The sequence below is a fragment of the Pseudomonas sp. MF08875 genome (assembly GCF_059862525.1).
On sequence record NZ_JCBCUW010000005.1, the window covers coordinates 161,551 to 174,086 of the forward strand.

Below are 12,536 nucleotides of genomic sequence, written 5' to 3' on the forward strand. Positions count from 1 at the left end.
TTCAAAGACGCCCAAGGCTCGCAGGAGGCACGCCGTGTCGATTCATGTCGCATTGCACCATGTCACGCATTACCGCTACGACCGCGCCGTCGAGCTCGGCCCGCAGATCGTTCGCCTGCGCCCGGCGCCCCATAGCCGCACGCGGGTGCTTTCCTATGGCCTGAAGGTGTGGCCCGAGCAGCACTTCATCAACTGGCAACAAGACCCCCAGGGCAATTACCTGGCGCGGTTGGTGTTCCCGGAAAAAACCGCTGAACTGCGCATCGAGGTCGACCTGCTGGCGGAAATGGCGGTGTTCAACCCCTTCGACTTCTTCCTTGAGCCCTACGCGGAAAAAATCCCCTTCAGCTACGGCGCCGATGAACGCAAGGAGCTGGCGCCGTACCTGGCAACCCTGCCCCTGACCCCGGCCTTCAAGGCCTACCTGGACGGCATCGACCGCACACCGCTGCCGGCCGTGGACTTTCTGGTGGCCCTCAACCAGCGCCTGAGCAACGACATCCGCTACCTGATCCGCATGGAGCCGGGGGTGCAAACCCCCGAGTACACCCTGGCGCACGCCAGCGGCTCGTGCCGCGACTCGGCCTGGTTGCTGGTGCAACTGCTGCGCAACCTGGGGCTGGCGGCGCGGTTCGTGTCCGGCTACCTGATCCAGCTCACCGCCGACGTCAAAGCCCTGGACGGCCCGTCCGGCACCGAGGTGGACTTCACCGACCTGCACGCCTGGTGCGAGGTGTACCTGCCCGGCGCAGGCTGGATCGGCCTGGACGCCACCTCCGGGCTGTTTGCCGGGGAAGGGCATATCCCGTTGGCCTGTAGCCCCGATCCGTCTTCGGCGGCACCCATCAGTGGCCTGGTGGAACCGAGCGAGTGCGAGTTCAGCCACGAAATGTCCGTGGAGCGGATTTGGGAAGCGCCGCGGGTCACCCAGCCCTACACCGACGACCAGTGGCTGGCGATCCAGGCCCTGGGCCGGCAGATCGATGCCGACCTGGCGGCCGGCGACGTGCGCCTGACCATGGGCGGCGAGCCGACCTTCGTTTCCATCGACGACCCCGATGGCGCCGAGTGGAACACCACCGCGCTGGGCCCGGCCAAGCGCCGGCTCTCGGCCGAGTTGTTCCAGCGCCTGCGCAAACGCTATGGGCCCCAGGGGCTGGTGCATTTCGGCCAGGGCAAGTGGTATCCCGGTGAGCCGCTGCCGCGCTGGTCGCTGAACCTGTACTGGCGGCGTGACGGCGTGCCGCTGTGGCACAACCAGGCGCTGATCGCCGACGAGCAGCAAGACTACGGCGCCGATGGCGAACTGGCCGGGCGTTTTCTGGCCAGCGTCGCCGAACGCCTGAAGTTGCCCAGCCGCTTCGTGTTCCCGGCCTATGAAGACCACGTCTATTACCTGTGGCGCGAAGGCGCCTTGCCCGTCAATGTGCGCGCCGAAGATTCGCGCCTGGAGGATGAACTGGAGCGTGCGCGCTTGCGCAAAGTGTTCAGCCAGGGCCTGGGCAAGGTCATCGGCCAGGTCTTGCCGCTGGCGCGCACTGCCAGTGGCGAGCAGTGGCAAAGCGGCCGCTGGTTTTTGCGCGACCACGATTGCCGCTTGGTGCCGGGAGATTCGCCCCTGGGCTACCGCTTGCCCTTGGCCTCGCAACCCTGGGTGAGCGCCGCCGAATACCCCTTCGTCCACCCGCGCGACCCCAACCAGGAACTGCCCGAGCTGCCCGCCAACCGCGCGCCGGGGGAACCGGCCGTGGCCAACGAGCGCGTGCCCGAGGTGGATGAATCCGCCCACTGGCTGACCCGCACCGCCCTGTGCGCCGAGGCGCGGGAGGGCCGCTTGTACCTGTTCATGCCTCCGCTGGAGCGGCTCGAGGATTACCTGGAACTGGTCAGCGCCATCGAGGCCAGCGCCCAGGCGCTGCATTGCCCGATCCTCCTTGAAGGCTACGAACCGCCCGCCGACCCGCGCCTGAGCAACCTGCGCATCACCCCCGACCCTGGCGTGATCGAGGTCAACGTGCAGCCGTCCGCCACCTGGGACGAGTTGGTGGAGCGTACTGAATTCCTCTACGAAGAGGCCCGGCAGACGCGCCTGAGCAGCGAAAAATTCATGATCGACGGGCGCCACACCGGCACTGGCGGCGGCAATCACTTCGTTCTCGGCGGTGCCACGCCGGCCGACTCGCCGTTCCTGCGCCGCCCCGACCTGCTGCGCAGCCTGATTAGCTACTGGCACAACCACCCGTCGCTGTCGTACCTGTTTTCCGGCCTGTTTATCGGGCCTACGTCCCAGGCACCACGGGTAGACGAGGCGCGCAACGACAGCCTGTATGAGCTGGAAATCGCCTTCGCACAGATGCCCGCGCCGGGTGAGGACTGCCCGCCCTGGCGAGTAGACCGCTTGCTGCGCAACCTGCTGATCGACGTCACCGGCAACACCCACCGCGCCGAGTTCTGCATCGACAAGCTCTACTCCCCGGACGGCGCCACCGGGCGCCTGGGCCTGCTGGAGTTACGCGCCTTCGAGATGCCGCCCCATGCGCGCATGAGCCTGGCCCAGCAGTTGCTGCTGCGGGCGCTGGTGGCGCGGTTCTGGCGCCAGCCCTACGCCCCGGCCAAATTGGCGCGTTGGGGCACGGAGCTGCATGACCGCTTCATGCTGGCGCACTTTATCGAGCAGGACTTCGCCGATGTCATCGTCGAACTCAACGCCGCCGGCTATGCCCTGCGCGCCGAGTGGTTCGCCGCGCACCTGGAATTCCGCTTCCCCAAGGTTGGCGACTACGCGGTCGGCGGCGTCGAGCTGGAGCTGCGCCAGGCCCTGGAGCCTTGGCATGTGCTGGGCGAGGAGGGCGCGGCGGGCGGCGCGGTGCGTTACGTCGATTCGTCCCTGGAGCGCTTGCAGGTCAAGCTCAAGGGCCTGGCGCCGGACCGCTACACGCTGACCTGCAACGGCGTCCCGGTGCCGCTGCACGCCACCGGGCGCATCGGCGAGTTCGTCGCTGGGGTGAGGTTTCGCGCCTGGCAACCGGCCAATTGCCTGCACCCCACCATCGCGGCCCACGCGCCGCTGGTCTTTGACCTGTTCGACACCTGGATGCAGCGCTCCCTGGGCGGCTGCCAATACCACGTCGCCCACCCGGGCGGGCGCAACTACGACAGCCTGCCGGTAAACGCCAACGAAGCCGAGAGCCGACGCATGGCGCGGTTCTTCCGCCTGGGCCACAGCCCCGGGCCGTGGACGGCGACGCCGCCGGTTATCAACAACGAACTGCCCATGACCCTGGATTTGCGCCGCTTTGACCACACCGCGCAGTAAGCGCGGGTGTACCTGTTTGCAGATCATCCTGAATTTTTGCCCGAGCCTGCCATGCCAGACCTGCTAGACCGCTACCCGTTGTCGCCCGGCACCTACCACGAACTGCTCGACGCAAGCGGCGCGGTGCGGGCCCATTGGCGGCGCCTGTTCGACCAGTTGCAGCGCAGCACCCCGGCGCAACTGGCCCAACGCCAGGCCTTGCTGGCGCGGCAGATCCACGAAAACGGCGTGACCTACAACGTCTACGCCGACCCCAAGGGCGCCGACCGGCCCTGGGAGCTGGACCTGCTGCCCCACGTGATCGCCGCCGAAGAGTGGCCGCAACTGAGTGCCGGCATCGCCCAGCGTGCGCGCCTGCTCAACGCGGTGCTGGCCGACCTCTACGGCCCGCAACGGCTGATAGCCCAAGGGCTGCTGCCGGCTGAACTGGTGTTCGGCCACAACAACTTCCTTTGGCCTTGCCAGGGCATCGCGCCCCCCGATGGCACGTTCCTGCACCTGTATGCCGTGGACCTGGCGCGCACCCCGGACGGCCGCTGGTGGGTCACCGCCGACCGTACCCAGGCCCCGTCCGGCGCCGGTTATGCCCTGGAGAACCGCACCATCGTCTCCCGCGCCTTCCCCGAGTTGTACCGCGACTTGCAGGTGCAGCACCTGGCCGGGTTCTTCCGCACCTTGCAAGAAACCCTGGCGCGCCAGGCTCCCGGCGCCGAGGACGAGCCGCCGTTGGTGGTGCTGCTGACGCCCGGGCGCTTCAACGAGAGTTACTTCGAGCACCTGTACCTGGCGCGCCAACTCGGCTACCCGTTGGTGGAGGGCGGCGACCTGACGGTGCGCGACGCCACGGTGTACCTCAAGACCCTCAATGGCCTGCGCCGAGTCCACGCGATCATGCGGCGCCTGGACGACGACTTCTGCGACCCGCTGGAGCTGCGCACCGACTCGGCCCTGGGCGTGCCGGGGTTGCTCGACGCGGTGCGCCAGGGCCGGGTGCTGGTGGCCAATGCCTTGGGCAGCGGCGTGTTGGAATCTCCGGGGTTATTGGGTTTTTTACCGAAGATCAGCGAATTTCTCTTCGGCGAAGAACTGATCTTGCCGTCCATCGCCACTTGGTGGTGCGGCGAGGCGCCGGTGCTGGCCCAGGCCCTGGAGAAACTCCCGGACCTGCTGATAAAACCGGCGTTCCCGTCCCAGAGCTTCGCCCCGGTGGTGGGCCGCGACCTCAGCACGGCCGAACGCGAAGCCTTGATCGAACGCATGCGAGCGCGGCCCTACGCCTACGTTGCCCAGGAAGTGGCGCAGCTGTCCCAGGCGCCGGTGTGGCAGGCCGATGGCGGCCAGTTGCAACCGCGTGCCATCGGCATGCGCGCCTATGCCGTGGCCAGCGCCGAGGGGTATCGGGTGCTGCCCGGTGGCCTGACCCGGGTGGCGGCGCAGGCCCACGCCCAAGTGGTGTCGATGCAGCGCGGCGGCGCCAGCAAGGACACCTGGGTGCTCGGAGACCGCGCACCCGCCGGCGAGCAATGGAAAACCCAGCGCACCCTGGGCGTGCACGATCTGGTGCGGCGCGACCCCTACCTGCCCTCGCGGGTGGTGGAAAACCTGTTCTGGTTCGGCCGCTACTGCGAGCGCTGCGACGACAGTGCGCGGCTGCTGCGCATCATGCTCACCCGCTACGTGGACGGCGACGACCCCCAGGCCCTGCAAGCGGCAGTCGACTTGGGCGAACGCCTGTTGCTGCTGCCCGACGAGGGCGAACTGCCTGAGCGCTTGCTGGCAGCGATGCTAGGGGACGACTGGGCCTGTAGCCTGCGCGCCAACCTGCAACGCTTGCAGTGGGCGGCCTCGCAGGTGCGCGGCAAGCTCTCGCGGGAGAACTGGCAAGCGCTGGTGGAGTTACAGCGCGAAGCCCTGGAGCTGGAAACCGACGAGCCGGACTTCGGCGAACTGATGGATTTTCTCAACCGTTTGGTGATGTCTCTGGCGGCGCTGTCCGGTTTTGCCTTGGACGACATGACTCGCGACGAAGGCTGGCGGTTTCTGATGATCGGCCGGCGCCTGGAGCGTTTGCAGTTTCTGGGCAACAGCCTGGCGGCGTTCCTGCGCGGCGCCGGGGCGCAAGACCAAGCGGCGCTGGAATGGTTGCTGGAATTGGGCAACAGCAGCATCACCTACCGCTCGCGCTACCTGGCGGTGGCGCAGTTGATCCCGGTACTCGACCTGTTGCTGCTGGACGAACAGAACCCCCACGCGCTGCTATTCCAGCTCAAATTGGTGGCGCGTACCCTCAAACGCCTGAACGACGACTTCGGCGCGCCCCGCGACAGCGTCCTGCCGGGGTTGATCGAACGGCTGGCGCGTTTTGACCTGGGTTGCCTGGAAAACCCGCTGTTCGGTGAAACCAGCGTGCGCGCGGCCCTGGACGGCTTGGCCGAACTGCTGCAGAGCATCGCCGACGCCAGCGGCCAGGTGTCCGATCGCCTGGCCTTGCGCCACTTCGCCCACGTCGATGATGTCAGCCAGCAAACGGTGTCCGTGTGATGAGCGCCCACTACCAGATCCTCCACGACACCCACTACCGCTACGACAGCCCGGTGTCGTTGGCCCAGCAACTGGCTCACCTGTGGCCCCGTGAATGCCCGTGGCAGCGCTGCACCGAGCAGCAATTGCAGGTCAGCCCGCCACCCTCGACGCGCCGCGATGAGCTGGACGTGTTCGGCAACCCCTTGACGCGCCTGGCGTTCGAGCGGCCCCACGATGAGTTGCAGGTCAGTGCGCGGCTCAGCGTCGAGGTGCTGGCGCGGGCGGCGCTGGACTTCAACCAATCGCCGCCCTGGGAGCAGGTTCGCGACGGCCTCGCCTACAGCGGGAGCCCCCTCGCCGCGCCGGCGTTGCAGGCCTGCCGCTACCGGTTCGAGTCGCCTTATGTGCACCTCAAGCGCAGCTTCGTCGAGTTCTCGGCCAGTTGCTTCGCGCCGGGGCGCCCGCTGTTGCTGGGGGTGCGGGCATTGATGGAAAAGATTTTTTGCGAGTTCACCTTCGACGCCGAAGCGACCCAGGTGGCGACGCCCCTGGTGGAGGTGTTGGAGCGGCGGCGCGGGGTGTGCCAGGACTTCGCCCACCTGATGCTGGCGTGCCTGCGTTCGCGGGGGCTGGCGGCGCGCTACGTCAGCGGTTACCTGCTGACCCAGCCACCGCCCGGCCAGCCACGGCTGATCGGCGCCGATGCGTCCCATGCGTGGGTGTCGGTGGATTGCCCGCAACTGGGCTGGGTGGATTTCGACCCGACCAACAACGTGCAACCGGCGCTGGAACACATCACCCTGGCCTGGGGCCGGGATTTTTCCGATGTGTCGCCGTTGCGTGGGGTCATTCTGGGGGGCGGCAACCACGACCCGGAGGTGCGGGTGACCGTGATGCCAGTGCCGTAAGTAGCAAGTGGGCTAGCCCGCGCGGGGGGGCGAGGCGCCCCTAAAGCACTCGTTCAAGTTACGCAGTTACATCGTTGTTGTCGGTTTTTGGGCTGCTACGCACCCCGGGGCGGGCGAACCCGCTTCCTACCTACGGGAGCGGGGTTTCTTCTGTGTCGGCGTCGGGGGCATCCACTTCACCCTCGGCATCCGGGTTCAGGGCGGCGGCCTCTTCATCGGCGGCGGCTTTCTTGCGTTGTAGCTTTTCCTCTTTCTTCTGCTCTTTGGCCAGGTCTCGCTGACGTTTGGCGAAGGAGTAATTAGGTTTTGCCATGGGCGATCCTCTGGGGTCGAAGGTGAGGTTGAGCGGCGCGTATTCTGCCCGTAAACGAGGCACAAGGGTTAGCCGGGTTTTTGTCCGGCCCACTTTGGCAGTGCCACCGGTTGCCAGGCATCCAGCGCATCGAGCAGGGTGGCCGGCGATTCGCCGTCCTGCAGCATGGCACGGTGCTGCTCGCGCACGAAGCCTTCGCCGACGACGTGATCGAAAAAAACGATGAGTTTCTTGTAGAAACCGTTCCCTTGCCGCAGCCCCAGGGTTTTGCCGTGGTCGCCGAGCGGGCCCTGTGCTGCACCCCCAACCGGCGTGAGCGAAGTGCCTGACGTTCGGGGCGTGAGCGCCTTAGCCGTGGCGTGACGGCGTTTCACAGGTGCCGCTGGCGCCACAGGCGTAGGCGGCGAGCAAACTGCATAACAGGCTATTGAGGGGCATCACAAGCGCTCCAGAGAGGAAGGAAAGGCCCGATTGTGGGCGCCTGCAGTACTAATGGCCGTTTGATTGTGTGTATCGCTGCCATAGCCCGAAAGTTGTAGACCGCTCGTTGATACAGGTCATAGGAACTTTTTGCTATTTAAGGCAATCTGGGGTGATAAGCGTTTTCGTTAACCCTGCCTTGGAGATTCACCATGTTTGCAAAACTCGTTGCGGTTTCCCTGCTGACACTGGCCAGCGGCCAATTGTTGGCTGCAGAGTGCAAGGTCACTGTCGATTCCACCGACCAGATGTCCTTCAACACCAAGGAAATCACCATCGACAAGAGCTGCAAGACCTTCACCGTGGAACTGACCCACTCCGGTGCCTTGCCGAAAAACGTCATGGGCCACAACCTGGTCGTGAGCAAGACTGCTGACATGGCAGGCGTTGCCACCGACGGCATGAGCGCCGGCCTGGACAAGAACTACCTGAAGGAAGGCGATGCTCGTGTGATCGCGCACACCAAGATCATCGGTGCTGGCGAGACAGACTCGCTGACCATCGACGTGTCGAAACTGACCGATGCGGGCGGTTACTCGTTCTTCTGCTCGTTCCCAGGCCACAACTCGATGATGAAAGGCGCCATTGTCCTGAAGTGATTCAGGCCCCGGCTGCAAAAAAAACGCCCTCAGGGGCTAATGCCAGTCAGTTAAGCTGACTGGCATTTTTATTTCTGATCGGATACTCCGGGGGTATCAAGCCTGATGGCCAGGGCTAAACGCATTCCTCTCGTCTAATTTGCAGCAGCCAAAGTTCAAGCGAGAGGGCTCAACTGATCGGCATTAGCCCGCATTCTGCTGATGAGCAAGCAGCGCTAAAGCGTTGCCTGAAACGGTTCCTCGCAGACAACACGTTCGGCTTAGGGATCACTAATGACCAGGTGTCGCACTCAGGCTTCGGGCGCTCTTGATTGTGAGCCGTGTTCTTCATAGGCAGCGGCAGCAGCTCTGGCGAATTCCAGGTATTCAGATCGCCGGCGTTCATCCTCATCATCGAAGCCAGGAATATCACCCGCCGTAATGGGCTCTTTTTGCTGATAGGGATCATTGGCCGGAATCTGGCATTGGGCTTCAACTTCATTTGGCCAGAGGGGTTCGCGACAAGTTTTTAACGCAAGCCAACGGAACAATCCCCATAACACGCTGAGTATAAAAACCGCTTTGGATAGATGCGCACCAAGCCAACTCATATTCAACAACATACAGTTGCGTAAAGTGGGGCGAGTGGAAAGAGTTAGTGCTAGGGGGGGATAAGGCAACGCCGCCGGGGCGTCTTCCATATACAAGCGAATCATTTCCCAGTGCTGCAAAATTTCCACATGACTTTCACGGTACTGGCCGACGGCGAAGGTATAACGCACGATACCGTCGTCATCCAGCACATGACCGCGCAGCTCATAAATATAATGCCCCACATCACGACCCCGCCCGACACACCAATGGACCTTATCCCAATCCAGGGTCATGACACCGCTCTTTTTATTGTGCCGAAAGAGGTAGACCTTGCGATTTATTCGGTTGAAGCGAATGGGGTAATGGGTATAACAGAAAAAGTCCTTCCCCAGAAGAATCACATAGATTGCAATCACAAACAAAGAGAGCACTATCGTCGCGAACCATCCAAACATAATTCGCGCAAAATCAACCGCTATGCCAGGCGGCGGGTTATATATGGTAGTCCCAAATACAAGCGCAAAGCATACGCACATAATAATTAGAGGCGCCCCCCACATAGCACCCCATCCGCGCTGAAAAAACCAGCGCTCAATACATTCAACAAACACACTGTTAATTTTAATCAATCCGCTATCCATTGGCGGTAGATGGATTGGCATTCTTACATCAAGCCTGCCTTCAAGCTCAGGCTCACTCAGCGGCCTATTTATTTTGTAGCGCGTTAACCATCCTTCAAACACTCGTGTATCTTTACTCACTGGGCACCTCCCACGCTAAGACCCAGCAGTTCATTCCACGCATTATCTTGTTCAGCCCAAGATACAAAGGGAGTAGATTTGTTGCTGCCAAACGGTGTTTTATCCAACCATTGTTCTATTTTGTTTTCGCGCAGCAGATCGATAATCCACTCCCCCAACAATGATAGTGCAGCAATAGTCAAGAAGAGGATAATACCCGCGCCAGCAGTCATAGTTGTAACTACCAAAGCAACTGTGGTGGCCAGCCCTAAACTTCCGACAGCAAGCCGTAAAAAGGCAACTGGGTAGTCCCCTTTATTCGATGCCTCCCATGCACTTATAAAATCAACAAACGCCTTGAGAATACCTCCAACCACACTCAGCCCTTTCGCAATACCACCCAGCCCCCCCCAAGACCTAACTGTTTTCTCCACCGTCGATCCAAACGTCCTAGCCAACCGACTCCCCACCTCCGGATACCGCTTCAACACCCGGTCTGCCATATCCACCCCGGCCCCCGTCAAACTAAAGGCCGCCGCCAAGTTGATGCCCGATTTAACCGTCACGCCCTCTTTCTCCATCAGTTCCATCGCCATGTAGCCGTTCCATCCAATATTCCGCCCATGACGCTGACCCCAACATCCATGTTCGCCAATCTTGGCAAGGTCAAATGACGGTCGGTGATGACCTTCCTTGGTTGATCTTGAGTAAGTAATACCGTCCTTCCATGTTTAATTTTTGCTCGTTGGACGCCGAGGTCGAGAACTCTAGGATTGGGTTAGGGGAGTCATTCAGACTTCAGGGGCTTTTGATTTTGAGTGGGCTTCTTCATAGGCAGCGGCAGCAGCTCTGGCGAATGCTACATATTCGTTTTGTTGACGCTTATCCTCTTCATCGAAATCGGGGTACTCGCCTACAGTCATGGGGGCTGTTCGTTGATAGGGATCATTGATCGGGATTTGGCACTCGGCTTCAACTTCGCTCGGCCAGCGAGGTTCGCGGCAAGTGCTTAAAGCAAGCCAACGAAAAAAACCATACAGCATGCTGAATAAGAACAGCTTTATAGACTGATAGCCGTCAAACCAACTAATAACCAGCAACATACAATTGCGAAAGGTCGGCCGAGTCGAGATCGATAAAGCAAGGGGTGGGTAAGGCAAGGCCGCTGGTGATTCTTCCATATACAAGCGAAGCGCTTCCCAGTGCTGCAGGATTTCTGCATGGCTTTCACAATACTGGCCGACGGCGAAGGTGTAACGCACGATACCGTCGTCATCCAGCACATGACCGCGCAGCTCATAAATATAATGCCCCACATCACGACCCCGCCCGACACACCAATGGACCTTATCCCAATCCAGGGTCATGACACCGTTCTGTTTATTGTGCCGAAAGAGGTAGACTTTGCGATTTATTCGGTTGAAGCGAATGGGGTAATGGGTGTAACAGAAAAAATCTTTTAATATCCCGAACAGGCACGCCACTACCATAAACGCAACCAGCACTAGCGTCATGCTCCAACCCGTAATAATACGTGCAAAATCTACATCCCCATTAGATCCCGGCTCATATATCGTAGTCCCAAACAATAATGATAAATACAGACACATCATAACTATAGGTATGAAACCCATAGCGGCCCAGCCACGCTGAAAAAACCAGCGCTCAATATACTCAATTAATATACTATTAATCTTAATCAGCCCGCTATCCATTGGCGGTAGATTGATCGGTATTTTTACATCAAGCCTGCCTTCAATCTCAGGCTTACTCAGTGGTCTATTGATTTTATAACGGGTCAGCCAACCATCGTATGGTCGCGTATCTTTAATCACAGGCCACCTCCCGCGTTCAGCCCCAGCAGTTCATTCCACGCCTTATCTTGTTCAAACGAAGATGCGAAGGGGGTGGACTCGTTACTCCCAAACGGCGTTTTATCCAGCCACTGTTCTATTTTGTCGTCGCGCAGCAAGTTGATAAACCAATCCCCTAACAATGACAAGCCAGCGATGGTCAGAAAAACAATAATACCAATCCCAACAGTCATCCCACCAAATAACATTAAGAATGTAGCGGTCAGGCCTAAAATACCACTGGCGCCACGCAAAAAAAGTATGGGATAGTCATTTTTATCCCTCGCCTCCCATGCACTTATAAAATCAACAAACGCCGTAAGAACACTGCCAACCACACTCAACCCCTTCGCAATACCCCCCAGCCCACCCAAAGACCTAACTATTTTCTCCACCGTCGATCCAAACGGCCTAGCCAACCGACTCCCCACCTCCGGATACCGCTTCAACACCCGGTCCGCCATGTCCACCCCGGCCCCCGTCAAACTAAAGGCCGCCGCCGTCAAGTTGATGCCCGATTTAACTGTCACGCCCTCTTTCTCCATCAACTCCATCGCCATGTAGCCGTTCCATCCATCCAATATTCCGCCCACCACGCTGACTCCCACCTCCGTGTTCGCCAATCTTGGCAAGGTCAAATGACGGTCGGTGATGACCTTCCTTAGTTGGTCTTGGGTCAGTAATACCGTGCTGCCTTCCTTGATTTTGCCGCGGTGGTCGAGGCTTAAGGTTTTGCCCACGTCGGCGTCGTACATCAGGTTCCAGGTGAAGGTCTTTTTCTGCCGGGCGTTTTTTTGGCCGGTGGCTTTGCGGGTGCCCGGTTGTTGGTCCAGTTGTTTGAGTTCTTGGCTGATTTTGTCCTGCAAGGCTTTACGGTCGATGCCCGGCTGCAATAAGGCGATCTTTTCGCTGATGATGTGCGCCATTTGCCCGTCGGATGCGATGGTCGAGAGCGACACGATCTGTTTACCCGACAGGGCTTCGAGCAGGCCGACCATCCGGTAACGCACGCTCAGGTCGTAAGCCCCCGAGGCCCCGGCCCTCAAGGGTTTGCCCAGGCTGCTGACCACCGCCCCGGATATCTGGTGCGTGAGCCGGGCAACGCGGGCCAGGCCGCCGCCGAGGAGGCCTTGGTCATAGTGATCCAGCACCAGGCCGAAGGCGTTGAGCACGTTGCGCAGGGCGTAGGGGTTGGCCGCCCCGGCCGCGGGGGTCGCGGCGTCTTCCAGGG

The 12,536-nt window shown here is 60.9% G+C and carries 8 protein-coding genes and 2 pseudogenes; 4 read left to right on the forward strand and 6 right to left on the reverse strand.

The window, feature by feature from the left end:
* Positions 1-34: 34 nt before the first annotated feature.
* The 3 genes from AC19YT_RS04720 to AC19YT_RS04730 are packed head-to-tail and all read left to right on the forward strand — an operon-like array spanning position 35 to position 6,747.
* Positions 35-3,316: a transglutaminase family protein gene (locus AC19YT_RS04720; RefSeq protein WP_095109368.1), complete on the forward strand. Its 3,282-nt coding sequence runs from the start codon at positions 35-37 to the stop codon at positions 3,314-3,316.
* A gap of 51 nt (positions 3,317-3,367) precedes the next feature.
* Positions 3,368-5,857: a circularly permuted type 2 ATP-grasp protein gene (locus tag AC19YT_RS04725; protein WP_095109369.1), complete on the forward strand. Its 2,490-nt coding sequence runs from the start codon at positions 3,368-3,370 to the stop codon at positions 5,855-5,857.
* Positions 5,857-6,747, forward strand: a complete 891-nt coding sequence (locus AC19YT_RS04730; RefSeq protein ID WP_500609837.1) for a transglutaminase family protein — start codon at positions 5,857-5,859, stop codon at positions 6,745-6,747. Before AC19YT_RS04725 ends, AC19YT_RS04730 begins: the two co-directional genes overlap by 1 nt.
* 130 nt (positions 6,748-6,877) lie before the next feature.
* Here the strand turns inward: AC19YT_RS04730 and AC19YT_RS04735 are convergent, their stop codons facing one another.
* Both AC19YT_RS04735 and AC19YT_RS04740 read right to left on the reverse strand, forming a co-directional pair.
* Entirely contained in the window at positions 6,878-7,060 is a 183-nt protein-coding gene (locus AC19YT_RS04735; RefSeq protein ID WP_095109371.1) for a hypothetical protein, read from the reverse strand.
* A 68-nt stretch (positions 7,061-7,128) separates the two neighbouring features.
* Positions 7,129-7,350, reverse strand: a pseudogene (locus AC19YT_RS04740) (TIGR00730 family Rossman fold protein); the annotation flags it as partial.
* 342 nt (positions 7,351-7,692) lie between these two features.
* Here AC19YT_RS04740 and azu point away from each other — a divergent pair.
* Positions 7,693-8,139, forward strand: a complete 447-nt coding sequence (gene azu, locus AC19YT_RS04745) for an azurin (protein ID WP_500609838.1) — start codon at positions 7,693-7,695, stop codon at positions 8,137-8,139.
* A gap of 290 nt (positions 8,140-8,429) precedes the next feature.
* Here the strand turns inward: azu and AC19YT_RS04750 are convergent, their stop codons facing one another.
* The 4 genes and pseudogenes from AC19YT_RS04750 to AC19YT_RS04765 form a co-directional block, all read right to left on the reverse strand.
* Positions 8,430-9,473 carry a DUF6708 domain-containing protein gene (locus AC19YT_RS04750; RefSeq protein WP_500609839.1) on the reverse strand — a complete coding sequence of 348 codons (1,044 nt, stop codon included), beginning with the start codon at positions 9,471-9,473 and terminating at the stop codon, positions 8,430-8,432.
* Positions 9,470-10,048, reverse strand: coding sequence for a hypothetical protein (locus AC19YT_RS04755; RefSeq protein ID WP_500609840.1), 579 nt, complete (start codon positions 10,046-10,048; stop codon positions 9,470-9,472). The genes AC19YT_RS04750 and AC19YT_RS04755 overlap by 4 nt, the downstream gene beginning before the upstream one ends.
* Positions 10,049-10,243: 195 nt before the next feature.
* Positions 10,244-11,287, reverse strand: coding sequence for a DUF6708 domain-containing protein (locus tag AC19YT_RS04760; RefSeq protein ID WP_500609841.1), 1,044 nt, complete (start codon positions 11,285-11,287; stop codon positions 10,244-10,246).
* Positions 11,284-12,536, reverse strand: a pseudogene (locus AC19YT_RS04765) (hypothetical protein); the annotation flags it as partial. The pseudogene AC19YT_RS04765 and the gene AC19YT_RS04760, both read right to left, overlap by 4 nt.